A 26235-nucleotide genomic window follows, 5' to 3' on the forward strand; every position below is an offset into this window, starting at 1 on the left:
CCTTGAGTATTTTTCAGAGCATTCTGCCGAACGCCTGCTATATTTAGGTTGATAACGGAATGTAAACAGATATGGAGAGTCACAATGAACTATGATCCCGCCAGTACCCGTAAAACCCTGAAAGAAATTCGCCAGGCCGCTCTTGAGAAAGCAAACCAACTTAGAGACCAAGCCGAGGCCGTACTTAGTGAAGCAGATGACTGGTGCGCGCTTGAGTTGTTTGGACAGACTCTTGCTGATAAGCATGGTTACCGGGGTTGTACTACAGGCAGAGATGCAATCACCTATTACCTTTCTCTTAAATTGTCTATTCGTCCCGCCGCAATTAATGATTTCAGCCTGGCTGAACTTAAGCTGGCATTGAGCCAGGAAATGGCCGATTTTGAAGTGCCAAGCAATTTCAAGCTGGCCGTAGGCTAAACCAGGCTTTGCGACAATAGTGGCGCTCATGATGCAGCGCCTTTTAGCTTGTTTAGCAATGCTTCGTATTCTTCATAGGGGTCATCATCGCACCCACCAGGAAACTCACGGTAGAACATGCTGGAAAATTCAGAGATATACTGCGGTATAGTTTCCCCATGCAAGCAGCTGCATGGCTTTAAGTTCTCCTTCACCTGAGCTGTCATTTGCTCTTTATCGCAGTCTAAATCTACTCCCAATTCATTAAACGCAAGCTGCAATCGCGCCATACAGACATGGGCATTTATAGCGCGCTCAAAGTTAGTTACAACAGAGTGGCCAGTTGGGGTGTGAGTAACATTGAATCTTCCAAAGCCTTGCATGGTTACAGTCAGGTGCGGGATCTCATTTACCTCAGGGGAGGCGCGGACTTCAATAGGTCCCGTATCAGTGTTAATGGATACGTATCTATATTCATCCGGGGAAGTACCTTCGGTAAGCCCTGGTAGCTGAGAGTTCAGCCGGATAATCTCGCCGCCAATTTTCGCAATTTGAACTTTCAGTGAGGCTTTTTCTTGTGGGTTGCTCACTTGCTCTGTGCGCTGTTCTGCCTTCGCAAGCCAGCTTTCGATTGCCATTTTCATTAGTCTTCCTTAGTTCGATTGATTAGAAACTCAGTCCCCGCATGGAACGCCTTCGCAATCTCTTGCTCTGTTGCAGTCCATGGCTCGATTTCACTGGCATATCGCGTGACATGAACCGAGTATGGAGGGCGACCTAACCAGAATGAAATTGCATACCGCCAAAGCTTTTCCAAGCCAACCTGGCGCGCTTTTAGCTTTTTCGCTACTTCTTCTGGCGGCATCATGCGTGGCTTGCCCTTACACTCACCCTCACTAGGCCAATATAAATGTGGTTCAGCCATGTATTCAGCATCTGTCATTGTCCATCTGCGGATCATTTCGTCTTTCGTTAGTAAGGGGTGGTTTACTGGATCGTATCCCCCTCCCTTACTTTTAAACCATTGGATAAATTGAGTGTTGTTGAGTAGTGGCAAAAGCGCGCTCATGACCCCTCCTGTGCTTCAAGTCTGAACTCTATGGATTCCAACTGTATCCAGGACTCTGTATCGATGGACTTTTGCTTGCCACTCCTAAATCGATACAAACCTGACACCGATATGCCAACTAACTTGGCTATTTCGTGCAACTGAGGGTTTGAGGCTGAATTTAGTTTCATTCTCACGTTATTAATTCGCGTTTTTGCATCTGACTGTGTTATTCTTAATTTCATAATCAATAATTCGCATTCATGCAAACATTTGCATATATGCCAATATACATCAGACCCAACAATTTTCAAGGGAATAGTTTTATGAATTTGAATTTAGATTGGCTGGAGTTGCTAAGACAAACCTTTCCAGATGCACTTGAGCTGATCAATGAAGGGGAAATAGAAAAGATTCCAAGATTCTTCCTTGCAAAAAATGTTGCCTTTCTCAGAAAGAAAAATGGACAAACTTTGAAGGACTTATCAGCTGCAATCGAGGTTAATTCTGCTGGTTCAATGTCATTACATTTTTCCAACATCGCTAGGATAGAAAGAATGGATACCGATGCAACCATTTCGTCAATATTCAAGCTGGGGGTTGGATTAGGCTTGGAGATGCCGGACTGGTACGAGTTGTGCAATCCACTCGGTTTTGATGACAATCTTAAACCAGTAGTATTGGCCGATATTAATTCAGACTTACTAGCTCAAAGCCTCCAAAAAGCATACGCTGGCATGAGCTCTGCGGGTGAAATAAATATACCTAAACTAGCGGCCATGGCCGTTGCAGGATATAAAGCAAGTGTTACTGGTGATTATAAACTGTTTGAAGAGGAGATGTTTAGAATAGCGAGCATGTAAAACATGCTCGGTAGTGGCGTTGCCAATTAAGCGGGGTCAATACCGAAACCGTTTGTAAGAGGAGTTAGCTCAAAGCTATCTTTGTATCTAGGCTCCCAACCGTTGCCATTTGTGAAAGTGCCAGGTTCTAACTTTTGCTTAGGATCAAGATCATCACCACCACCCCCTCCAACACCACCACTTACAAGACTACACTTGTTAATACTCAGAGTGCTCATTTTCATACTTTTCAACACGGCAATATCCTTTATTTTCTATTTGTTACGATTCTATGCTCACCGAAGAGCAAACCACTTAAAGACTCATAAATATATTCATAATTTTTTTTAAGGTTTTGATTTTATGATAGAGCCCGACTTGATGTTCGATGTACCAACCCTCTCTACGTTCTCTGCGTCCTTTATGAAAGCGCTAGACTTAAATATGAATGTCGCGACCACGGCCTGCGTTTCCTCATCCGACACGCACTCACTCAAGTCCTGATCGAGCTTTTTAATTAGATCATAAGACTTTTGATTCCGCTCTTCCTTTGATTTCTCTGATATAGACTTATGCAGTGAAAAACCTACTATAAACAAGGTGAGCAGGATCGTGATTACTAAATTAATATCCATTATCTTCCTTATAATCAACTCTGTTTTCTATTCTTATCCTAAAGCCATTAACCAGCAGCAGCACCAATATAGCTGCATTCAAAGATGGCACCAATACCTGATAAATCTCTACCAACACATTACTATTCCAAGCCACCCAGACGCAGTAAAATACCGCCCTGAAAGCAATTCCAACCAGTAAAATTGATGAAATATGAACAGCAAAACGTGGTACACCTTGCTTATACATGGATGACACAGCATAGATGGCGGTTAGTTTTGCAAAATTGACTGAAACCCCAAAAAGCTCCCAGTATAAATAAGCATCCTTCATGCTCTTTATTATCGGGTGGAAATAGTGCCCACACGCAGAGATCAAAACTAAAGACAGACATATAAGCCTCGCCCTACTGTCGCTATAGTTAAGGATAAGGGCCGCTATCCCTACAAGCAACCAAGCAATATCTAGGGAGAAGTAAATGTTCATATTTGGCACTCTAAACTTCTTTTATTTTGGCGGAAGGTCTCCATTTCCATCACCTCCTGAACGATGTCGAAATACAGGTATTTTATATTCAGCTTCTGGAGAGGAAGACTCCGCCCCCTTAACCAACCTAGCTTCATAAAAACCTATGTGAAAGACGTTCTTTTTTGGCTTCTTCAACATACCAACTCCTTTAAGTAGAAGCTAAATAATACAGGAACCCAGTCTTTCAAACAATATATCAACAGAATTTAAACAAAGTCAATCCAACAAGCGAACTTTTCGCGAATTCGCAAATTTAACACCTTACACCCTTTACAATTTGCATATATGCAAATATAGTTGAGCAAAACATGATTTGAGAATCCGCGTATGCACAACTATCAAAGGGTCGTAAATGTCATCGCTACTGAAGCTCCCCGTATTAATATAATGGTGCTTGAGCTCGCAGCCATGAGCCTTCAGAAACACGACACAATATCTGTATCTCTAACTACATACCCCATTAACCAGATGGTTGATGTAGATGTATGGGATCACTCAACTGGTAGTCCCGAACTTAAAGAGCAGAAATCTATTCGTTTTAATGACCCAGATGCAGAAACAGAAATAGATAGGCTCATAAATAAGGTTCGCGGTCTTTATGGGGAGCAGGCATCATGAGTGGGCTTAGCATTCAAGAGCAGCTCGCAGCACCATTTGAGGAAAGTGATATCGAATGGCTGGTGTTCAAGAGTGGCGTTAACAATGACGGCCCTTGGGTTCAGGTGGTGCCTTATGTCACTAACAGGGCCGTCCAACAAAGACTTGATGATGTGTTGGGTCTCCACGGCTGGGAAAACGTGTACCGCGACGCTGATGGTGGTCAGATATGCGGCCTTAAACTACTTATTGATGGCACATGGATTACCAAATGGGATGGCGCAAGTTACAACGACTATGAGCCTCTCAAAAGCGCCCTTTCAGGCTCGATGAAGCGAGCTGGCGTGCAGTTCGGAATAGGCCGCTACCTATATAGTGTAGAACCTGTGTTTTTGAAATGTCAGCAAATTGCAGACCGCTATGAATGCACAGAGAACTTCGCCCTTATTCGACAGGACATAGACGAGAACAACACTACCTGGCTACCAGTCCAATGGCCTACTCCGCCATTACCGGAATTTGTGTTGCCACAAGCTGACCTTAATCAGTATCTCGACAACATAAAAGCAGCAACAAATCTAACTGAACTGGCCAAGGCTTTTGGTGAGGCGATGCGCTGTGCCGAAGCAATGGGCGAGAAATCTAAGCGCAAGGCCGTTATTGAAGCTCGTAACACCAGGCAGAAAGCTGTCGAGCAAGAGCAAGTGGCAAAGCGTACTGAGGCTGTGGCCAAGTTCAAAGCCTGGCTAAATAGCGCCGTGAAAACACTTGAATCCACCGTAAACGAAACCCTTCTGGATATGGAGTTCAAGCGCGTGAAACAGGAGCTACAGGGATATTGCAAAGCCCTTACCCTCACCGAAACAGACTACATAAACCGCATTAACCAAGTTAAGCAATCTCAATTAATGAAGTTTCAAGGAGCATAGAATGAATACAACAACACAATCCGCAGGCACAGATGTACTAAATATCGTGTTTCAAAATGAAATCACAGATGAAGGTATATCCGCCCTGCTTCAGAAATACCCGACTAACCTGGTTGTCGACATGTCCGATGATAAGCAATTTAAAGATGGCCGTAAGACGCGGGCCGAACGGAACAAACTGACAAAGGCCATAAATGCTCGTCGGATTGAAATTTGCCAGCAAATCAAAGCGCGGGGCGACCAGCTAATTGAGCAGGTTGAAGGTATCTACTCCGTTGTTGTGGCCCCTTTTGAGATTGAAGAAACACGCCGCAAAGAAGCCAAAGCAAAGGCCGAGCTTGAGCACCAAAAGCTGCTAGATGGGCAGCGAGCAGAAATTCAGGCGCTTCGCGCGTTTATCACTGATTGTGAGGGTAAATCATCACAATACATCGCCGACGTCATGGAATCAGTCGACTTACTTGAAACCAGCTGTTTTGACAAAGAGCTCATTCATGAGGCCATCGAAGCCAAAAAAGACGTACTAAACCGCCTTTTCCAAATGCAGACACAGGCCAAGGCGAACGAGCAACTTGAAGCTGAAAAAGCTGAGCTCCACGCTAAGCAAGAAGCCGCTGCAAAAGCGCAAGCTATCACAGACAAGATCGCGGAAATCCGCATGGAACCCGCGAACTGTATCACTAAATCGAGCGCTGAAATTGACGCTCGTATCGGTCAGCTAAGAACAGCACCCATGCATGTTGAAGAATTTGGCGACAGACTGTCGGAAGCGCAAGAAGCCATAGAGGCATCTATTGCCCAGCTCGGCCAGATGTATCACCAGAAGAAGCAGCTTGAGGCACTTGCGCCAGCCCCTGAACCTGAGGTTGCCTCAGAGCCTGAAACATGCAAGTTGGCCCCACTCACTTACACACCTCTTGGCATTTGGCCCAGCGCAAAAGCTCGAAGAGAGAACGGGGATTTAGACCTCGTGTGTGCACAGCTTGAAAAAGCAGAAGCGTTTATCGCGCAAATGGCAGACGAGCAAAGCGCAGCATAATTTAAAACCCAGCCAGCAGAGGTGGCGAAAGCCCCTCTATATATAGGAGCAAGGACATGGCAATAGATCTATTGATTAAAACCCCGGAAGAAGCCAGCGCAATTATACAGGCACGCAACGCACGCATTGCCAGCCAGCTAGTGCGCCAGGGTAAATGCCGCCGGCAGATAGAGGACATAAAAGAGCAGCGAGCGAGGGACGCTGAATTTAAAGAGGTATGGGAATAATCATGGCACGCGGAGTAAACAAAGTAATTCTGGTTGGCAACTTAGGACAAGACCCTGAAGTACGTTACATGCCTAACGGTAATGCAGTAGCGAGCATCAGCATTGCGACCACTGACAGCTGGAAGGATAAAAACACAGGCCAACCGCAACAAAGAACTGAATGGCATCGGGTACTGATTTTCGGAAAGTTGGCAGAGGTAGCCGGTCAATACCTGCGCAAGGGCTCTCAAGTCTACATCGAAGGTCGCTTACAGACTCGTAAATGGACAGACCAAAACGGTCAAGAGCGCTACACCACCGAGATAGTCGTCGATATCCGTGGGCAAATGCAGATGCTGGGTGGAGTTAGTCAAGCAAACGGCAGCGGGCAATACCAACAACAGTCCGCAAGCGGGAACCGGCAGCAACAGAGCGGCTATACACAGCAGGGTCAGCAACACCACAACCTCAGCGGCAGTCAATTAGGTGGGTCAAATAACCCCATGGAGCCACCCGTTGATTTTGATGACGACATCCCATTCTGAATGAAAGGAGATAGCCAATGTTTTGTGTATACGGAGTTAGCCAAACCAAATGCAGGAAAGCAGCTGTAAAAAAGGTCGGTGCGCTCAAAGGGAAATTAGCTCCCCAAAATGCGGAAGAGCGAGAAGCGCAGATTGCGGTGGTGCAGGCTCAAATTTTCAAAAGCTCAAAACCATCGAGCATAAGCGGTGAACTCGCCATGCCCAGTTCAGTGAATGACTTCATCATCCAGGCAAAAAAGCTGCCTGGTGAATTTCGAAGTCTATGCGGAATGAGAAGGCGCCCGGTACTTGATAAGAAAGGCAACCCGATACTCACAAAGGCTAAGCGACAGCGATACGAATGGGTACCGCTAGAAGAGAATTTTAACCCTGATATCCATATTTAAGGAACGACCCATGTTTATACCAAATGCAATAGCATACAAATTTAAAGAGATCCCATCACAGTACCTTGATGCGGAAACCTTGGAATCAGCCCTAGCTCAAGACCGGTCTCGCCGCTGCGGGAGCCAAGAGGCCCAGACATTCGGCTGGACCACTGCGCTAGGTGATCATGGCGACAAGCTAGCTCACGTTGTAGGCGATAAAATTCTCTTGTGCGCAAAACGTTATGAGCGCGTAATCCCTGCATCTGTGGTCAATGAGATGATGCACGAGAAAATCAAACTAATAGAAACCGAAGAAGGACGCACAGTTAAGAAGAAAGAACGCGACGAGATCAAGGAGAACATTCTTCAAACTATAACGCCGCAAGCTTTTGAGAAGTCGTCAAACACTCACATCCTGATTGACCTGACCAAAGGGTTTGTATTTGTAAATGCCAGCTCTTTTAATAAAGCAGAAGAAGCGTTGGCATTGCTTCGCAAGTCCGTTGGCACCCTACCCGTTGCACCTTTATTTGCGAATGTGTTTATTGACACCGCACTAACTGAATTTGTTGCGGAGCAGACCCCACCGGAGCATTTTACCTTTGGTGGCACAGCGAGGCTAAGCGATACAGCAGAGGCATCGTCTGAGATTGTGCTTAAAGAGCGCGATCTCCAGTCCGAAGAAGTGCAAGAACTCATGCAAAACACCTTTGTAACGGTGCTGGAACTCAAATATAAGGACCAGGTGACCTTCACCCTGGACAGCAAAGGCACAATAAAGAGAATCAAATACTCGGACATCATAAAAGAGCGCAACGGTGACATTCCACTTGAAGACATGGCCGCAAAACTTTCTGCTGATTTCATCCTGATAATCACAGAACTTACTGAGCTAGCAACCGCCCTGCACGCAGCAATCCGCACTAAGATTGATGATGGGTACGAAGGCGCTCCACCTAAAATTGAAACGGCAAGTTTCCCGCAAGAAGAAAGCCAGCAAGACCCTGAAGACCCGCTATACAGCGAAGCTGAAGCCATCGTAATTAGAAGCAAGAACGCATTGGTATCATCTCTTCAGCGCTCACTACGAATCGGATACAACAGAGCGACGCGCTTAATTGAAGCAATGGAAGCCAAAGGCATTGTTACAGCTCCCGGCCATAACGGCGTCCGTGACGTAATCGCGGCTTAGGAGGGATCATGTTCGAGCAATTCTATGGACAAAAATACAGCCTGATATACGCCGACCCAGCCTGGCAATTCAACAGCAAGAAATCGGGTGGCTCAATGAAATCAGGAGCGGCTCAGCAGTACGACACTATGAGCCTTGAACAACTAAAGACTATGCCAGTATCCGAAATTGCCGCAGATGACTGCATCCTGGTTATGTGGTGGGTTAACGCCATGCCCGAAGAGGCTATCGAACTCGTCAAAGCCTGGGGTTTTGAACTCAAAAACATGAATGGCTTTGTATGGAACAAACTCACGGTTAAAGGCTTACCATTTTTCGGTATGGGTTACTGGACCCGCGCCGGTAGCGAGTCAGCAATTATCGCCATCAAGGGTAAGCCCAAAGTCGCGTCACGCTCCGTTCGCGCTGTTGGCAACTGCGAGATGGATGCCAGTGAGTTATTCGCCCCTATTACATTTACAGGTAACTACCCGATATTGGAGCACAGCCGCAAGCCAGATGAATTCCGCCAAAAGTGTGCAGAGCTCGCAGGTGACAAACCCAAAATTGAGTTGTTTGCACGCACCCAGGCGCCTGGTTGGCAAGTTTGGGGTAATGAAGTAGATAAATTCAAAAGTGACGCAGCATAGCTGCACTAAACTAAAAAGGTGAATCATGACAAATGCAAGCCCATCAGTATTTCTGGAGTGGATCCCGCAAGCTGTTTATATACAAAACTACCTGGAGAAGAAAGAAACCATAGACGAACGAATCAAAAAACATCACTGGATAAAAGGCATTCATTACAACGTTCCGAAAGGCTCTAAAACCCGGTGGATCAATATTATGGAGGTGAACAAATGGGCAGCAGGTCAGGTTATCCAGGCGTATCAAGTCGCAAGCTAAAGACTAGAGAAACCCTCTACATAAACTTTAGCTATCGCGGTGTGCGTTGCCGAGAGCCCCTCCCGGGTTTGAATGCAGAGCTCAAGAAAGACTGGGATTATGCTTTAGGGCTTAAAAGAGAAATCGAGCGAAAAATATCGCTCGACCATTTCTTCTACGCAGACTATTTTCCAAAATCGCCAAAACTTAAAAATTTTGGAAATTCCAATAAGAGCGGATTAACAGTCCTTCACTATTTGAATGAGTACATCGAAGATGCTGAAAAAAGAGGTTTAAGTCTGTCGACGATTCGCGGATATGAAGGAGCTAGAAACAACCTGGCTCCGCTTCATGATATTCCGGTAGCGTCGCTCACATCAGCTGACTTGAAAAACTTTATCAAGTCATCATCGGTCTCAATTAAAACCATGCGGAATAGGCTTAGCCTCTTAAATTCCGCGTTGAATGAAGCTGTTATTGAGGGCGTGATCCAGTTTAACCCATGCACGGCCGTTAACCCGGGCAAATACATGAAAAATCAGGAGAAAGTTAACACCAGAGGGCAGCATGAAGATGTAGATCCATTTAGACCAGCTGAAATAGAGGCAATTCTCAACGCGTGCCGTTACGAGCAAGAGCGCAACTTGCTTCAATTTGCATTTTATAGCGGCCTGCGGTCTTCTGAACTTGCTGGGCTAAAATGGATAGATGTGGATTTCTTCAACGAAGAAGTAAGAGTAACAGAAGCCGTCATTCGAGATCCAAAGAACAAGACCTCAATTACAAAAGGAACCAAGACATCCGCCGGCAGGCGCGTTATTGCACTGATGCCAGAAGCCCTTGCAGCTCTCAAAGCTCAAAAGGCATTTACTGAGTTAAAATCTGAATGTGTGTTTGAGGAACCCAGGCAATTGGCACCATTAACCGGCGCCGACCAAATTCGAAAGAATATTTGGTTGCCAGTTATAAAGCGCTCAAAAGTGCGCTACAGGAACCCATATCAGACACGCCATACATTTGCCACCATGATGATAAGCCGTGGTGAAAATCTATGGTGGATCGCTGAGCAAATGGGCCACGATGGCCCCGAAATGCTATTTCGGCATTACGGTAGTTACATCAAGGAACATGACTCCAAAACAGGCAATTCAGGGCATTTCAAATCTGGTCGGAACTAATTCAAATAAGGCAGCAAGCTCACTCGGCTGAACAACGCTGCTTTATTACATTGGAAGACACGGCTCTTTGATTGCTTCCATTTCTCTCAGTGAGCTTAAATAGCTCATCAGTTAAAGCGTAACCACAATCAAGGGCCTGTTGTAGCAACTCATTAGCGTTACAATCTAACAAAATGCCTTTCCCGCTATTCCCAGTCGTCATCCTATAGTCGTAGGCCTTAGTGAGACAACGATCAAGTGGGCTAAAAATCTTCCTTACCAGGTAAAATTCTATCATTGATTCGAATTCCGAATATTGCTGTGAGCCTAATACGCTTCGCACCAGAAGTAGATTTGCTTGATGATCTTTGTTCCACTGAAAATACGCGTCATCATAATTTGTCTTACGCTCGATTGTTTCTTCAAGTGACACGTTTCTTTTCAAAGATGAAGCAAGTAACTCTGCCCTAGATCGCCTTTCATAAACTCTCTTGGCAAGGCTTTGGATTGCAAGCTGATTGATTCTTTGGATCTCTCTAGCCTCTTCTGCTTTTCTAATTGCATGCTCTGTTTCCTGGATGGAAACATTCACGATCATGCCTAACCACAATAACAGTAAAGGAGTTAACACTGAAACAACCAGCTTCACTATTTCCAGTGAAGTCCAAACTTTTCGCTCATTCATACATTTCTTCCTGAAATCAGAAGTGATGCAAATCCTATAGAGATTTTAGCTTACTCGCGGACAATTGCTCATCGATGTACGCTAGATTCGATTAACTTCAGTGTTTAAATGTCAATCAATCGTTCAACGCGACCCAATCTTTAAATTGCCCGCTCCTCGTTACTACTCAACTTTTGAGCGCCTTTGATTTTACTGTCTTTGTCACATTTAACTTTATAGCACTTGTTCTTCTGTGCTTTTTGATAAAACAAAGGCGGCATAGTTATTGTTATGGGCCCATCTTTGGTAATGATGCCCACTAAGTTTCCCTGCTTTAAAATAACTCTTCCATAGACTTTGTCAGGCAAGCTTTTGTCTTTCAGGTGCCTAGTTGAAAATGACACACATTTTATCCAATAGTCACTTTCATCACCACAGAGGTCACTTTGATACTGTTCATATTTCTTTTCCCCAACCTCCTCCCCATGGTGTAATCCAATTAACGGAAAGTACACCCATATAAATATAAATAAGGGTATAAAAAACAAGAATATCAACACAAAGTATGAAACCAAAAAGGCCCAAATTGACTGCTCCATGATTAGAAGCCACTTTACAGGTGGGTAAATTAACCCAAATGCTCTGGGGTATCTTTTTCTGATCGGAACTAAAATCCTCGCCAACCCGCTACGATAAGGGCTCTCTTTTTTCCTTCTCGCTTCCAATGCATTTAAAGTCATCCAAGCTCTGGCTATAAAATATGTAGCTACTAGTATAAAAAGGACGGCTGGGCCAGTTAGCTTTGTCCAAAAGTTAACTGTATTAGCCCCTATTTCTCGGCTGGCGACATAAGTCCATATCAACGTGTCATTCCATTTTATAGGGAAGAACCCAAACTCAAAGCCTAGATTTTCAATGTAGCCTTCATAATAAGCGAGTCCGTATATATACAGTGCATTAGTAATCAGCCCAGAACCGATAAAGACCAGTAGTATTTTTTTCAGTATGTTTTGGTATACAAACTCAGCAGGTTCATCAGGAATGTTATCTGTCCGATCGTTTTGATTTTTAGTATTCATTTATCTTCCTTGCAATTCTTGCAGTCTAGTTGCTAGCCCTTTAAAAGCATCATATCCCTGGCCTGGCTAAGTGATATATGACCAGGCGATAGACGCATTAAAGAATGAATTGCTCTATGGCAATTTGCGCACAAAAGAGCTAAATCAGTAAAGCTAGTTTTCGTTTCTCCTGTAAGGCCAAGTGGTTTCAAATGATGCACTTCAAATACGCTGTCCCTATACTTCGCATCTATACTCGTTGCCCGCTCACCACACAATTCACAGGAAAGTGCCCCCTCCCGCTTTCGTTTTTGGAGAAACTTTTTCCGCAAATCGCTATTTCTTTCTCGCTTAAGGTGCACTCGATATGACACCCCTCCCTCTATTGCACTTGCATGGTCATAACTATCTAGCTTATCTGCTTTAAGAATTTCCAGGCCAGCTTTAATATTGCGAGATAAAGATCGAACACTTTCTGGATCATCGCCGAGCTCTTCCCAAACTTCTCTATCCATCTTTGAAGTATTATTGAGCCCCTTGCCCGTAGCAACAGCCCTTAAATTTGAAGTTTAAAGGCTACACCATCTGGGTTTCTAAATGTTTCTGATCTGGCGTACTCTGCATGAAAAGGAAACGAGCGAAGTAATGAAGATAGTTCCTGAACCCGGATATCAGACTTTGAAGGTATCTTACCTTCAGCCTCCAGGTAGAGCTCAAGAGCGAGTATAGTTTCATCCTTTGTCCATCTAGGATTACCTTGTCCTTTAGTGACAGCCATTCTAACGATCCTGTTTAGTTTTCTCTTTATATGACGATGTTTAATGCCACATCAGTTTGAAAAAATCAATTCAATGGGCAATACTCACTTGTGCAAAAAACTGAAATACAGCCGGCCTTTTGTTAACAATCACAATTGCATCCGAGCAAGTCTGAGCCAACTAAAAAATATGAAATGTCACAAATTCGTCACTTGGTGTGTATGAAGGCGATATTCTTATTTAAATTCAAAAACTTAAAAAATACCTATTTCGGGTTCAAATCCCCCAGCTCCACCAATAAATAAGCCTCCGCATTTGCGGGGGCTTTTTTTATGGGCTTTCCGCAGGTGCACTGCACAATGCAAGACCTGACCCTAGAGCCTTAAGTCTATGATTTAAAGTCATGCAGTCCTCCTATTGTTATGTCCTGCACTACTAAACCTCTTTTTTACAAGGGAAAATACCATTATGCTATCGATAAGAACTTAACTTATATATTAAACCCCAGCAGGCTTTGCTTTCACTTCCTTATATGTCTTCGTTTTGCGTCTAAAGGCGGCTAGATCTATGTCAGCTGTATTAATAGATATTTGTCCTACCCATGAACATGAGAAATAAGTTTGTCATACGGTTGTTTAAAAGGTGCTTGGATTGTTGATCCACCAAACTCACCGATGTTGCAGATTACGACATGTTGATACATGTGCCATTGAAGTGCTGATGCCATATTGTCGAAGGTAGTTACATCTTTGTTGTGTGCAGCTACAACGAATAAATCAGTCTTATCACGCAAATCTGCAGCTAACTTTATATCAGTGGCGTCATAGCATATAGATCCGGTAATACGAAATGGCCCCTCATCGTGGCCGTGGACTTCCAAAATATGCTGGCAAGGTCGATGACTTGTTATACCCAGTAGAACCTCGTTTTGATTCATGTGGTGTTTGCCCTGATCTCTAATCACCCATTGGCGGCCACTTTCTCGATAGTCTGGAATAAACCACCTTGCAATATTTACTAGCTTGCCTTTATGGTCTGTAAATACCAAACCTGCAAAAATAATTGCATTTGTCTTATCTGCTAAGCGCTTAATTAAGTCTTGATCATCTATATGAACCGCAACTTCTGGGAAAACAATTAAATCAGCCGTTGGTTTTTTGTCTTGCTCATCAGCAATTCGTTTAGCCTCTAACGTTTTTAACGTTAGGCTACATATTGAAGCTAAGTGTTCCCGATGTTTTGCACGGATCTTGGGCTGGTTCAACTCAATATCGGAGGGGTTAAAGTCAGTAGTCTTAGGAAGGATTTGTTGAACTGTAACAATTCTAAAGCCTTTGCTGAATTGATTAGGACGATGAACCTCTGTAGGCAGTGCTGGCAATTCGCTTGTTCTACACATTAATTCGTTCAATTTATCCAAGCGTGATTCTATGCAACTCCTGAAAGACTCTAAATCTTGTATCAACTGAACATCTGAGCTTTTTACAAATGATGATTCGAAACCAGGCCACTGAAGACAACGCATTAATAAATCTGAAAACCAGTCACTGACAGTGGCATATTCACCGATCAATGCTTCTGGTGCATGGATCATACCCATACGCCTCTTATACCAGCTACTTCTTAACCCTTTGTAAGTTACAACCTTGCTCGCCTTCCATTGGGTGCCTGTATAATCAGCACCACCTAACACTGACGCTCGCAATATGCTGCCGATCCAATACAGTATAGCCTTCTCTGAGCTACTAGTTGCATCAATCCAAGTTGGTATTAGAAAACGAGGGTCTCTCGATCCAACATTAGCACTCGTCGTGCATATAATAGACTTTATATAGTGCTTCCAAATTTTCTCCCAAGTATCGTTGCCCTCAAAAGCCACATTAATAGAACTTGGCGGCATACCAACAATATTTGGTTTTTCAACTGCAAGATCTAACAATCCTAATGCCAATTTCAGTGCGCCGTGTTCAAATCTAAAGCCATTTAATTCAGAAGTGATGACTTTAGAAAGTAATTGTTTTCTTGGTTTTGGTAGTGAATTTGCAGCAGGTTCAGCCCACTTTAACTGGCTAATCAACGTAGTTAGCTTTTGTTTTTTAAGCTGCTTCCATAACGCTAACCAAAATGGGCCTCCGCGTTTAGCAAATACAGCTAAAGCAGCAAGTTTCTTATCTCCTAATGGTGAGATGTTTTCAATAAATAACGACGCGTAATTATCAAAATGTCCTGTGATTTGGCCGGCGACTTCAAATAATGCGGCTCTCTGAGAGCTGAACTCTTCGGGGTTATTAGCTAGGATCTTGTGTAAAGACTGCTGGATAGAATCAGCACCTAGCTCAATAAGTACAGGCTTATTAACTACAGCCAGTAGCATTAACGCTTGGCGCTTAACAAACATTGACTTAGCTGCGCTAGGAATAATCTTTTGAGCATATCTGACTATTAGCTCAATTACAGAGTTCGGCTCTAGTTTAGCGGGATATTTTATAACTTGAAAATAGCCGTTGAAGTCACTTGCACACCTGAACAAGTCTGCTAATAAATAATCCATCATCGCAGCGGTTGTAGAGTCTTTGCCTTTTTTAGCGTTGCTAAAACTACTACGTTGATAAATCGATTCCAATACAGGCTCAAACAAATCAGCATCAGGGTAAACTTCTATAGCTTTTCTTAAAACCAACCCCAAAGAAGGATCTTTCATCCATGCAACAATTAGCTTTTTAGCCAGTAATTCATTCTCTGCCTCTGCCAAAGTAACTTTCGATTCGTCACCATCAAAACTCATTTTTCGCTTGCTACGAACAATTGATTCAAGTCTGTTCGCAGCGAACCGTTTTAAAGTATCGGATCTAATATCATGATCGAAATTTGCAATCGACAACAAGCTAGCATCAGGCGTACTGTCCTCTAAAAAGCTTAGAGATTCATTCTCAATAGTTAATAGGTTTTCTAAAACGCCAGTAATAGAATCAATAGAGTCTCTATCAGTTGGGCCACTTAACTCGCTCTGTAAAAGCTTAATTCTATTTGCCATGCTACCTTTATTATCAAGGTCAGATAACAAGTTTACTTTGGTCTTTTTGTCATTTATTTTTAGCTTCTTTCCACCGTGTGATACCAGTTTTTTTTCAATAAACTGGTTCACGGCTTTTGAAATTGCTGAGATTGACTGATTGTCAGCAGACACTACAAGCCTTAGATCATCAACATATCGACAGTAGTCATGCAAAGTAACACCCGTCACTTTATCAACTTGCTTGCTAATAAAAGAGCCAACTTCTTTATCAAAGAGGTTCAGGTAAGCATTAGCGAAAAAGCCAGCTGACACTAACCCTTGAGGTAACCCCAATTTGATAGCTGCGTCATCTAAATTGAGTTTTTTAGCGGAAGCTATATCTTCAGGGCGCCACTTCCAAGCAAATACACCTCTTAATTTATTCCAAAAGTCATCCTGCAATTCATGACCAAATTCAACGGCTAACTCTTGTAAACGCTCAATTAATATATCGATGTCAATTGTATTGTAGAACTTAGACAAGTCTAAATTCACAACATATACGTCTTCATTACCTGAACTAACATTGGCTACTTCACGGCCTATTTCTAGTGGGCGATTTAAAAAGTTTTGATAGTCAGTAAAGAATTTACGATAAGTTTCGCTGTTGCCCCACCGAAACCAAGCTTTATCCTCTTTGTTCCAATCACATAGTAACCGATTGCCATAACTATAAACTTTCTTATTTCTGGCTTTTTCAAATGGTAGGTATTCACACTTACCCTGGGCTGTTTCAACGGCATCCGCCAAACACATCATCGCAGCTGTAGCCCAAGTTTGATCTCTTATAGTTAAGTGGGCTAAAGGTCTAATAGGTAATTTTGTTTTACCTTCAGCGTCCTTTCGGTCACCTTTAAATTGCCAGCCATTTTCTGATATCGCCCAATCTTCACTTTTAGCAGCGGGCACTAATTCCAAGTCATTTAATGGTTTGCCATCTAATAGGGCTTTAGCCCATATCTTGGCATTTTCCTCGATTGTTAGAGCTGAAATATCAAGTGCTAATGTATCCGCGTACCAGTTGAAAGACCGTATATAACCATGCGTTTTCTTCCATGCTTGGGCAATAACAACTTCATCGGTTAAATAATCTATAGAAGGTTTTAATGCGCGGTATTTTTCGTTAATTAGTTTCATTTAACGTCCTTGTTGCTGTTTGGCTAGTTGACTAATGACAATGAAATAGAGTCGGCTAAAAATGCTTGGGTTGATTTTGCTGCTTGAAGCTTTAATTTTAACTCGTCACATAAACTTAAAAGCTGGTTCAGCTTGTAATTAACTCTTTTCATTTCGGCTTCAGGTGCAATAGCTACAAGCATACTTTTCATGATCGTTCCATTTACATTTGCTTGCCCGCATTGTTGCTTAAGATGGGGGACAATTTGAGTTTTCCTAAATATTGGGGTTTGCATATTCAAGTTTAAGAATTCTGGCAAAAAATTGTCTTTTAAGGTTCTTATACGAATTAAATATGATGCATATGTGTACGCAGAGTCAGCACCTTCATATATCCCCGTTTTACCGACTAGTTCAGCACTATTTGTTCTGTTATAGAGCAAATCTCTTGATTCCAAATAAAGTTCAGGGAGTGATTCAACATCAGACGGAACCACCTTCTGAACATCCAAAATTACTTTCCCTTCTTGAATCTGTCCCATTGCCAATACAGGCACGCCATCAATATTTTCACTAGACTTATCAGACAAGCCGTAGTCCGTCCTCAATGATGCATTTCCAATACGGCTCCACTCCCATCCCACTGGAAGCTCGAAAGGCTTTTCATCCTCTGATATTGGTAGAAGTGCTTTTTGCTTTTTAATTTTCTTATTTTTGATTAGCTTTTCTTTTTCTTGAGCTATTCGTTCTAACAATGCTGACGCGGGTTCGTCATTGGGGTCTTGTTTTACTAGTTTACCCATCACCGCGAGTTGCAGGATGGTTTGTTTTAGTTGGTCGATGCTGTCTTCTGTGGTGAATAAAGTGTCGAAGTGCTCGCTGATGCGCTGCCAACTTTCGTTTAGCTCCTCAGCGTCTTTGGCGTTGGTAAGCGTCGCTAATAACGTTTCAACCAGTGTTTTATGTGCTTCAATACTAGATTCTGTTTTAGACTCAAGTTGATCACAAAGAGCCATCATCTCATTAACTTTTGTTACTATCCGAGATTGCTCAGCCAAAGGAGGTAACGCTAAAAGATTCTCGTTAAGAATTTTGAAATGACGGCCATATCCGCGACTTTCCAAATCAAAGCTACACAAACTTAGATAAAAAAAGTCTGGTTCAATAAGGATTGGGCATAAAATTTTGGTGCCATCAGCGCCAGCCACGAAATCAAAATTAATCAACTTTATATTTCGAGTATGATCACCAAAGACAATAACATCGTTGGGTATTTTAATTAGTACCGATTCATCATTTGTATAGCCTGAAATAAACTCTTGGCCTTGATCGACGACTGGATACAGACCTTCTTCTGACATTTCGGTTTTCTTTAACTTTTTACCGCCAGGAGAAATTGGATAATAAGCTTCTGTAAGAGGCATAAACTTCCAACTTCTGGGAAGCTTATGGGGATAATTTTCTTCAGAAGCAGGCTGTTTAGCTTTGATTTTCTTAAATACTTTATCTTTAATGAGCTTTTGCTTAATAATCTCAATTTTCTCTATTAACTTTTCAGCTGGTTCGTCATTTGAGTCTTGCTGAACAAGCTTCCCTCTAACCGCTAGCTGTAAGATCAACTCTCTCAGTTTTTTAATCCCATAAAGTTCAAGCTTATTTGAGCTGCCTCTGCCTGATGCAGATTTGGTTTTAATTGCCGATGTCCAAATATCGAGGTTTTCGGTAATAACGCTTTCTACAGACATTAAGCTTTACCCTCATTATTTGATGAAAGTGCATCCGCCAGAATGTCTTTTAGTTGGTCACGCAGTTTTTGAATACCTTTTTGCTGAGTTTGATATTGCTCAAGTAGTTCATCAGGGTCGTGACTTACTTGTTCACCAACATGCGGGTTTTTAATGTCAAAATTGAAAATGGCATTAAAAATAGCATCACCTTGTGATTGCTCGGCATTAGCACGTTTTAATAGCTCTTCTCTTTGCGCTTTTAGAGAATCTACTTTTTCTTTAAGCAGTTTCTTGGCTTTGTCATCAATTGCTGAGTCAGATGATTTCAGCGCATCGATTTCGGCTTTAACCTTTTCAGCTTCTGCCTTGGTGTTTTCAGCTTTGTCCCAATGCGGTTTTGCATCTGCTTCCGCGGCTTTGCGCTTAGCGACAAAATCGACTTTCCAGGCTTGTTCATTTTCAACACGGCTGGCAAAACCATCGCTTTCTTCACCCCACCACTGAATTTCAGTTTCAAATTCTTCGAACTTCATTGGTTTAGTTTTAGAGTAATTTTTAACGCCTTCTGGATATGGGTGTTCATAGAACCAGATATCTTTTGTTGGCTGGCCTTTGGTGAAAAATAGGATGTTAGTTTTAATACCCGTATACGGGTTAAATACGCCGTTAGGTAATCTTAAGATTGTGTGAAGATTACATTCTTCGGTTAACAGCTTTTTGATTTTGGTTTTAACACCTTCTCCAAATAATGTGCCATCTGGTAATACTACTGCTGCGCGGCCGCCATCTTTTAACACTTCTACAATGAGCTGTAAGAATAAGTCTGCCGTTTCACGGGTTTGCATTTCAGCAGGGAAGTTCTTTTCGATACCATCTTCTTCCGTACCACCGAATGGTGGGTTGGTCACAATAACGTCGAAGTCGCTGTCCCAGCTGGATAGTGGTTTATTCAAAGTGTTGTCATGCTTAACTTGCACAGGTACTTCAATTCCGTGCAGCATCATATTGGTTGTGGCTAATAAATGCGGTAGCTGTTTCTTTTCAACTCCGTGAATTTGGCTTTGCAGCGTTTTATGGTCAGCACCTGTTTTCACATAGTTATTTTTTACGTGATCTACCGAGCAAGCGAGGAAACCACCCGTACCACAAGCTGGGTCGAACACTTGCTCACCTAACTTAGGATCAATACGATTTACCATAAAGCGTGTTACCGCACGAGGGGTATAGAATTCACCTGCATTACCTGCGCTTTGTAAGTCTCGTAAGATTTGCTCGTAGATATCACCAAATAAATGGCGCTCTTTAGAGTCAGTGAAATCAACTTCATTGAGTTTGTTGATCACTTGACGCAATAACGTACCGTTTTTCATGTAGTTAAATGCGTCTGAGAATGCTTCTCTAACAACGAAACCACGTGGATTTTTATCAATTGGTGCTGTTAAGTTTTTTAACGTTGGGAATAAATCGTCATTAATAAACTCTAGTAACTCGTCACCTGTGATCCCTTCGGAGTCAGCCGCCCAGTTACGCCATAGGTATTGCTCTGGAATTGGCTCGCGATAGTCATCTAATTCAAATTCAAGCTCTTCTTCTTGTGCGTCGAAGATCTTTAAGAAGAGTAACCAGGATAACTGACCTAAACGCTGTGCGTCACCATCAACACCCGCATCTTTGCGCATGATGTCTTGAATCGATTTTATAACTGTACTAACTGACATTAATTTTATTCTCTAATTCTGAGCTTCTTGTACTACTAGCTAACTGAATTCCTTTGAAGCCTTTGTAAGGCGACACTTTAATATTTAGTGTTAGGCTTGTTTTTCAGGCATAGCTTCGTAAATTGCTTTTTCTAATTCGGTAATTGCCGCTTCATATTGCTTTGCTCCGCCGAAACCTTTTTTCGCAAGTTCTAACGGGCGACCAAGCTCCACCACTTTTCCTGTTTTAAGGGCATCTTTACTTTCAATGGCAGCAACGCCTTCATCACTGTATTTATTTAACAGTTCATTAAGGACGGTTTGGGCTAGATCGCCATATTTGGTGAAGTAATTGCGCTTTTTAACATTGTTTGCGCGTTCTTTTCGCGTTAGTGGCGGCTGGTCAAAAACAACATGGCAAATCATATCAAATGGGTCTAATTCTTTCCCCACTTCTTGCTCTAAAACTTCCCAAATTATGCCTTCAGCTGCAAGTTCATCAATAACCGCTTGCTTGCGCTCGGCTTCATCCCAGCGTTTTACAAACTCATCAAGAGAGCTAAAGGTTTTTGTGAGGGTTTTGCGGGTGTAATCTTTAAAAGATTCGGTAACAAGCTTGCCGTCTTCATCATAGTATTGAACACGTTCACCCAGTTTTTTAACTGAAACGCCGTTAACGTGGTATTTATTTACCTTTTGTGCTTCTTCGCCCCAATCATCACCGTGGATTTCACCAGATGGGTAGCCGGCTTCAGTTTCATCTGAAGATATATCGTAATCGGTATCTGGATGTTTAATTTCACCAAACTCATCATCAATTATTGGGTCATTATCTTCAATTACATCATCAAAGTCAGATTCAGGATCGTTAATATCATCAGGCTTTGTTGATATTACTTTTTCTGGTATACCGTCAAATCGCTCGTCGGCAAATAGTTCAGTGGCTTTCTTAAAATCTAAGATTGTAAACCATAACTTGCCAAATTTATCATCTATACGAGTACCGCGCCCAATGATTTGCTTGAACTTGGTCATAGACTGAATGTTTTGATCAAGTACAACTAACTTACAGGTTTTGGCATCAACACCTGTTGTCATAAGCTCAGAAGTTGTAGCAATTACAGGATAAGGCTTTTTAGGGTTAATAAAATAGTCTAGCTGTGCTTTACCAACTGCATCATCACCTGTGATTTTCATCACATACTTATCGTTTTTAGCCACTTGTTCTGGATTACAGTTCACAAGCGCTCGGCGCATTCGCTCTGCATGATCTATGTCGTTACAAAACACGATGGCTTTAGACATGGGATCAGTTCGCTTAAGGTAATTGGTGATGGTTTCTGCAACAAGTTGCGTGCGCTCATCTATTACCATTGTGCGATCAAAATCTTTTTGGTTATAGATACGGTCTTCAATTACATGGCCGTTTTTATCAACCATTCCCTTAGTTGGTCGCCAACCTTGTAGATCGACATCTATATCAACACGAACAACTTTGTATGGCGCTAAAAACCCATCTTCAATACCTTGTTTTAATGAATATTGATAAACAGGCTCGCCAAAGTAATCGATATTAGAAACTTCATCAGTCTCTTTTGGTGTCGCCGTTAGACCAACTTGGGTCGCTGAGCTGAAGTATTCGAGTATTTCTCGCCAAGCGCTGTCTTCTGATGCACTCCCTCTGTGACACTCATCGATGATGATGAGGTCGAAGAAATCTGGGTCAACTTGCTTGTATGCTTTTTGGCATTCTTCTGGGCCTGTTAGTGCTTGGTATAGTGCTAAATGAACTTCATATGCAGGGTCTACCTTTCTGCCAGTGATTTTAGTCATCGCTTGACCAAAAGGCTGGAAGTCATTGGTGCGAGTTTGATCGACTAATACGTTTCTATCGGCTAAAAACAATATTCGTTTTTTTGCTTTTGCTTTCCATAAGCGCCAGATAATTTGAAAAGCCGTATAGGTTTTACCCGTGCCTGTTGCCATGACCAATAAAATGCGATCTTGACCTGATGAAACAGCTTCAACCGTTTTGTTTATTGCTTGTAGCTGATAGTAACGCGGAGATTTTCCAGAACCATCATCATAGTAATCTTGTGTGATTATAGGTAGTTGAGCTGGTTGGTAACCTTTGTATGTGCAGTATTTATCCCAAAGCTGTGCGGGTGTTGGGAAATCTTCTAATGTTATTTCTGACTCTAATTGTGCAGGATTGGTTTTATCGTGGAATACGAAGCCGTCGCCATTACTGGCAAATATAAATGGCACATCTAATAAATTGGCATAATCTAAACCTTGCTGCATCCCTTTGCCAATTTCGTGTTTATTGGCTTTCGCCTCAATGACAGCGAGCGGGATAGACGGCTTATGATAAAGAACAATATCAGCACTTTTAACTGTTTTACGTGCAGCAGCCATACCACGAACTATGACTTTACCGTCTCGAAGTTTCACTTCTTGGCGAATTTGCGTCATATCATCCCACCCTGCTTTTTTAACCGCAGGCATAATGAATTTAGATATGATGTCTGTTTCGCTTAGTGCTTTTTTGTTTATTGGACTCATATGAATACCTTTTCAAATCCATTGATTCGTGAGTAAAAGTGCTTGGCGTATAACAATAAGGGACTGATGCTTTCTTTTCTTACGAACTGTTTTTTCATAGTTTTGCGTATAACTATGAAAATTGCTCAACTTAAACTTATTACAAATAACTTAACAAAATGACCAAAATTTGTCACTTAAAAAACAATTAGATAGCGTTTAAAATATTACTCTTGACGTAGTTTTAGGTTTTGTTAGGCCTTGTTGATCAAATCCAGATAGGTTAGGTAACACCGAGATTTCAGCTGTTTCCCTGATATTCAGGCATACCTAGCCCAGCCATTCTATTAAGCGCTTTCACTTTGATCATCGCTTCTGTGTGCTGCTGATTGAATCCTCGACTGGCCAGCTTGTCTCCCATTAGCTGTTTATACCGGTACATTGCCGTTTCCGCCAGTGAACGTTGATGGTAGTTCATACACTTTTTCCACTCACTGCTGCCTATATGCTTTGTTAAAATAACCGCGCTGTTGCGAGCATGTCCATCTTCCCACAACTGCGCATTACACCTTGGTGGGATCACTGCGTCGGCCTTTTTGGCTGCCACTTCGGCATAACAGCCTCGGGTCTCATAAGCGCCATCCGCTTTGACCGAGCTGACCTTCCTGCGCAATGGCCTGGGTAAGTCGCCTAGAACTTCTGAATCAGCTACGGAGATTGTGGATAACTCAGCACCTACGATTTGGTGAGTATTTGCATCAATGGCCAGATGTAACTTTCGCCAGGTCCAGCGTTGGTTCACACCATGTTTTCTTGCGTGCCACTCGCCGTTTCCGTATACCTTCAAACCGGTGCTATCAACCACGATATCAATGCCTGCAGATGCACAAGAATTTGGTCTGTAACGAACTGCCAGCTCGGAGAAATGATTAGCTCGCCCTTTGCCGCCGTGATGTTGCGTGTTGTTCTACTGAGTAATTGCATCCTCGGAAAACCAAAGCTGGATGTTGCCTCTGGCCATAAGAGCTTTGTTGTATTCACGCCAGTTAGTGATACGCTTTTCTTTCAACGTTCAGTCTCGGTGTCTGCGTTTGAGATCTGCTCATACAAGGCAGGATTAGTTCAATGATTTAAGAAACAACGCAGACTTTACCCGAATCCCTGTTTACTCAAGCCAAAAATAACACCAACCAGTGAATAGGCAACAAGTGAGCTTGAAAACCTAAAGTGCATGTTTTTTGTCAACGGTTTTGATCGGCCCCATTTTTCATTCCGCACGATTACTTCTTGGCCTGAGGGTAAATCAGAGCAGACAACGCTGGTCGTATAACAGCCAGTATAAAGACTATCATTACAAGTGCACCCATAAGCAACCTCTGGGACTGCATAAACCAGGGTTGTTCCCACAGAGGTTTAACTTTTTTCTCGCCAGCCTGATCTTCCAGTAAGGTGCATGCCTCTGGTAATCCGGTGAATCGATCTTTTTCAGGGTATTCGAACACGAATCCAGCTCTGGCCAGTGCCAGGCGCGCCTGATCGGCATCTCTCTTTTGGACATATAAAATATGCTGAGACAGTTCTGCCCTGTAGGAAATATCATGCATTTCAAGGATATCGACTATTTTAACGGCATCAACCACACGCATATCCTGCACCAATGGCCTGTATTCAGGTGTACGCGCCCAACTAATGATGAATATGCATGCCAAAATAGATACAGCCAATACTGCAAGCAGTAGATATTGCCTGGATATAGTAAACGTATGGGTGGAATTGGAGTTATCCATTTTTAATCCTTGAAAAAATAAAAGCCATTCACTTAGTTTGATATTTCACGGCGTTATTCGGTTAACCCGATAGGCGGCTTACGTGGAAGCCAGGTGCTGTCTTTAGCACTTCTATAGCTGTGTATCTGATCCATCAGTTTTGCGTCTGATTTCTATAAATGCTGCACCCTTAATGGAATCTGATATCTGCCCACTATCAAGATTGCCGTAAAATACCATCGTTGAGCGTTTTTCGCTATTCGGTCCTGTCTCATAAAAAGTAATGGGCGCTGGGTTAGGCTTCATTGCCTGATATTGCCCCACTCTCGATGTCTGGTTAACCATAATCGGAGACGGTTTTTAAAAAAGCCAGTGCGCTTCCTTCTCACACTAGTACTTACTGCCACTCAACAGCTGATAGTTTTATCAGTACATTCTCGTGGTCCGAAACTCGTATGTCAGCTCTACCCAGGCTATTTCTGCCTACAGATACAGTCTGACACACTCATACGCTGTGAAGCCGGTCTCCAGTGCGATAAGCAGCAATAACATATTAACCACGCCGCGTTCAGGTAGTTTTGCACACACCAGTGCCCCCAGCGGTGCACCGAGGATCACCACGGGGATGGCTGCATGCACCATCAGCTGGATCTCGGGTGTGAGTGTGTCCAGTACCAGCATATTCGTTATCGTGCCCACAACAGAGGTGATGGCCATAATGATCACGCTGGTTGCCGTGGCAACCTTGATGTCTTTTTTCAGCATTAAAACCAGGTAGGCAAAAATAAAAATGTCGGCTCCGGATCCCACCAGGCCGCTTGCCAGCCCACCTATAAATCCAACCAAAGGGATATACTGATAATCGGTCGAACTCTCTGTCAAATGAGACTGAATGCCAACTCTGAGCTGCTTTATCAGGGTCACCGCAAACAAAATCAGCAGTACGCTGAATAAGGATTTGATTGCCAACCTTGGCAGCAGGTCGCCCAATAACGTCAGGCTAACAATTACGCCTGGGATCGCCCCCAGCAGCGCCGAATATACAACCCGATGATAAAAACGGATCTTAAAGAACAAGATAGTCAGTGTCGCGGCAACCATGCCAAAGGACTGAATACCCAACGAAAACACCTTCGCAGTAGACGGCTCAACAGACAGCACTTTGGTCATGACGGGAAAGGCCACAGCCCCGCCACCAAGCGCCGTACCGCCGGCAATAAATGAACCAAACACCATGGTCAGCGCTATCTGTATCTGCTGATAGAAGTTGCTCACAGCCAGATCCGGGCCAAGGCTTAACAGCCAGCAAAAAAGCAAGCAGGGGTAGACCAGTAGTGGTACAGAGCGTTTTGATATTTTCTGACGGATGGTGTTTTGCAGCATACTTTCTCCTTAAGCGGCCACATTGTATCCTTGATGTCTGCCAGATTGGAACAATCACGTTTACCGAAAACCAAAATATCCTGATTAGATAATGGTGTGAAACCACTGGCCAGCCCTTTGCACAAAGGTTTAATGCCA

General features: G+C 42.9%; 25 protein-coding genes and 2 pseudogenes. 12 read left to right on the top strand and 15 right to left on the bottom strand.

Translation table 11 applies throughout. The features are described 5' to 3' along the window. Positions 1–84: 84 nt before the first annotated feature. On the top strand, positions 85–420 hold the full coding sequence (locus tag ELR70_RS17740) for a hypothetical protein (protein ID WP_054015795.1): 336 nt from the start codon (positions 85–87) through the stop codon (positions 418–420). A gap of 26 nt (positions 421–446) precedes the next feature. Here the strand turns inward: ELR70_RS17740 and ELR70_RS17745 are convergent, their stop codons facing one another. Both ELR70_RS17745 and ELR70_RS17750 read right to left on the bottom strand, forming a co-directional pair. Next, positions 447–1043 (bottom strand): hypothetical protein, encoded by a 597-nt coding sequence (locus tag ELR70_RS17745; RefSeq protein WP_054015794.1) that lies wholly within the window; start codon positions 1041–1043, stop codon positions 447–449. Further along, the gene (locus ELR70_RS17750) at positions 1043–1468 is read right to left on the bottom strand and encodes a hypothetical protein (RefSeq protein ID WP_054015793.1); all 426 of its coding nucleotides are present in this window, start codon (positions 1466–1468) and stop codon (positions 1043–1045) included. The genes ELR70_RS17745 and ELR70_RS17750 overlap by 1 nt, the downstream gene beginning before the upstream one ends. Positions 1469–1773: 305 nt before the next feature. Here ELR70_RS17750 and ELR70_RS17755 point away from each other — a divergent pair, with 305 nt between their 5' ends. After that, positions 1774–2310 (top strand): hypothetical protein, encoded by a 537-nt coding sequence (locus ELR70_RS17755; protein ID WP_054015791.1) that lies wholly within the window; start codon positions 1774–1776, stop codon positions 2308–2310. 603 nt (positions 2311–2913) lie between these two features. Here the strand turns inward: ELR70_RS17755 and ELR70_RS17760 are convergent. Further along, positions 2914–3237, bottom strand: a complete 324-nt coding sequence (locus tag ELR70_RS17760) for a hypothetical protein (protein WP_054015788.1) — start codon at positions 3235–3237, stop codon at positions 2914–2916. Between the two features lie 174 nt (positions 3238–3411). Then, complete coding sequence (locus ELR70_RS24920) at positions 3412–3570, bottom strand: hypothetical protein (RefSeq protein ID WP_160317382.1); 159 nt, start codon at positions 3568–3570, stop codon at positions 3412–3414. A gap of 189 nt (positions 3571–3759) precedes the next feature. Between ELR70_RS24920 and ELR70_RS17765 the strand changes: the two genes are divergently transcribed. From ELR70_RS17765 to ELR70_RS17805, 10 genes are read left to right on the top strand one after another with little or no spacing between them, the layout of a single operon-like run. Further along, entirely contained in the window at positions 3760–4050 is a 291-nt protein-coding gene (locus ELR70_RS17765) for a hypothetical protein (RefSeq protein ID WP_054015787.1), read from the top strand. After that, a complete protein-coding gene (locus tag ELR70_RS17770) occupies positions 4047–4958 on the top strand; it encodes a Rad52/Rad22 family DNA repair protein (RefSeq protein WP_054015786.1) in 912 nt (303 codons plus the stop codon). The genes ELR70_RS17765 and ELR70_RS17770 overlap by 4 nt, the downstream gene beginning before the upstream one ends. 1 nt (position 4959) lies before the next feature. Next, positions 4960–5997 (top strand): hypothetical protein, encoded by a 1038-nt coding sequence (locus ELR70_RS17775; RefSeq protein ID WP_054015785.1) that lies wholly within the window; start codon positions 4960–4962, stop codon positions 5995–5997. Between the two features lie 56 nt (positions 5998–6053). Then, the gene (locus tag ELR70_RS24925) at positions 6054–6224 is read left to right on the top strand and encodes a hypothetical protein (protein ID WP_160317381.1); all 171 of its coding nucleotides are present in this window, start codon (positions 6054–6056) and stop codon (positions 6222–6224) included. Next, the gene (gene ssb, locus ELR70_RS17780) at positions 6224–6748 is read left to right on the top strand and encodes a single-stranded DNA-binding protein (RefSeq protein ID WP_054015846.1); all 525 of its coding nucleotides are present in this window, start codon (positions 6224–6226) and stop codon (positions 6746–6748) included. Before ELR70_RS24925 ends, ssb begins: the two co-directional genes overlap by 1 nt. A 17-nt stretch (positions 6749–6765) precedes the next feature. Continuing rightward, a complete protein-coding gene (locus ELR70_RS17785; protein ID WP_054015784.1) occupies positions 6766–7134 on the top strand; it encodes a hypothetical protein in 369 nt (122 codons plus the stop codon). Between the two features lie 10 nt (positions 7135–7144). Then, positions 7145–8308: a recombination-associated protein RdgC gene (locus ELR70_RS17790; protein ID WP_082353214.1), complete on the top strand. Its 1164-nt coding sequence runs from the start codon at positions 7145–7147 to the stop codon at positions 8306–8308. 8 nt (positions 8309–8316) lie between these two features. Then, a complete protein-coding gene (locus ELR70_RS17795) occupies positions 8317–8937 on the top strand; it encodes an MT-A70 family methyltransferase (RefSeq protein ID WP_054015783.1) in 621 nt (206 codons plus the stop codon). 25 nt (positions 8938–8962) lie between these two features. Beyond that, positions 8963–9193 carry a hypothetical protein gene (locus tag ELR70_RS17800; protein WP_054015782.1) on the top strand — a complete coding sequence of 77 codons (231 nt, stop codon included), beginning with the start codon at positions 8963–8965 and terminating at the stop codon, positions 9191–9193. Then, the gene (locus ELR70_RS17805; RefSeq protein WP_082353213.1) at positions 9148–10350 is read left to right on the top strand and encodes a site-specific integrase; all 1203 of its coding nucleotides are present in this window, start codon (positions 9148–9150) and stop codon (positions 10348–10350) included. Before ELR70_RS17800 ends, ELR70_RS17805 begins: the two co-directional genes overlap by 46 nt. Positions 10351–10369: 19 nt before the next feature. Here ELR70_RS17805 and ELR70_RS17810 read toward each other — a convergent pair whose 3' ends face one another. The 11 genes and pseudogenes from ELR70_RS17810 to ELR70_RS17865 form a co-directional block, all read right to left on the bottom strand. Continuing rightward, entirely contained in the window at positions 10370–11014 is a 645-nt protein-coding gene (locus tag ELR70_RS17810) for a hypothetical protein (RefSeq protein WP_054015780.1), read from the bottom strand. A 140-nt stretch (positions 11015–11154) separates the two neighbouring features. After that, entirely contained in the window at positions 11155–12072 is a 918-nt protein-coding gene (locus ELR70_RS17815; RefSeq protein ID WP_054015779.1) for a hypothetical protein, read from the bottom strand. Positions 12073–12104: 32 nt separating this feature from the next. Continuing rightward, entirely contained in the window at positions 12105–12566 is a 462-nt protein-coding gene (locus ELR70_RS17820) for an HNH endonuclease (RefSeq protein ID WP_128064657.1), read from the bottom strand. Between the two features lie 41 nt (positions 12567–12607). Continuing rightward, entirely contained in the window at positions 12608–12829 is a 222-nt protein-coding gene (locus tag ELR70_RS17825; RefSeq protein WP_128064658.1) for a hypothetical protein, read from the bottom strand. 575 nt (positions 12830–13404) lie between these two features. Further along, positions 13405–17001 carry a reverse transcriptase domain-containing protein gene (locus ELR70_RS17830; protein WP_241566318.1) on the bottom strand — a complete coding sequence of 1199 codons (3597 nt, stop codon included), beginning with the start codon at positions 16999–17001 and terminating at the stop codon, positions 13405–13407. 23 nt (positions 17002–17024) lie between these two features. Then, a complete protein-coding gene (locus ELR70_RS17835) occupies positions 17025–18725 on the bottom strand; it encodes a restriction endonuclease subunit S (RefSeq protein ID WP_054015776.1) in 1701 nt (566 codons plus the stop codon). Continuing rightward, complete coding sequence (locus ELR70_RS17845) at positions 18725–20425, bottom strand: N-6 DNA methylase (protein WP_082353212.1); 1701 nt, start codon at positions 20423–20425, stop codon at positions 18725–18727. Before ELR70_RS17845 ends, ELR70_RS17835 begins: the two co-directional genes overlap by 1 nt. A 90-nt stretch (positions 20426–20515) precedes the next feature. Then, on the bottom strand, positions 20516–22969 hold the full coding sequence (locus tag ELR70_RS17850) for a DEAD/DEAH box helicase family protein (protein ID WP_054015775.1): 2454 nt from the start codon (positions 22967–22969) through the stop codon (positions 20516–20518). A gap of 280 nt (positions 22970–23249) precedes the next feature. Further along, positions 23250–23969, bottom strand: a pseudogene (locus ELR70_RS17855) (IS5 family transposase). 490 nt (positions 23970–24459) lie between these two features. Continuing rightward, a pseudogene (locus ELR70_RS25735) lies at positions 24460–24735 on the bottom strand (hypothetical protein); the annotation flags it as partial. A gap of 462 nt (positions 24736–25197) precedes the next feature. Then, on the bottom strand, positions 25198–26097 hold the full coding sequence (locus tag ELR70_RS17865; protein WP_054015772.1) for a sulfite exporter TauE/SafE family protein: 900 nt from the start codon (positions 26095–26097) through the stop codon (positions 25198–25200). Positions 26098–26235: the final 138 nt, after the last annotated feature.

This window comes from Pseudoalteromonas sp. R3, from assembly GCF_004014715.1.
Taxonomy (GTDB): domain Bacteria; phylum Pseudomonadota; class Gammaproteobacteria; order Enterobacterales; family Alteromonadaceae; genus Pseudoalteromonas.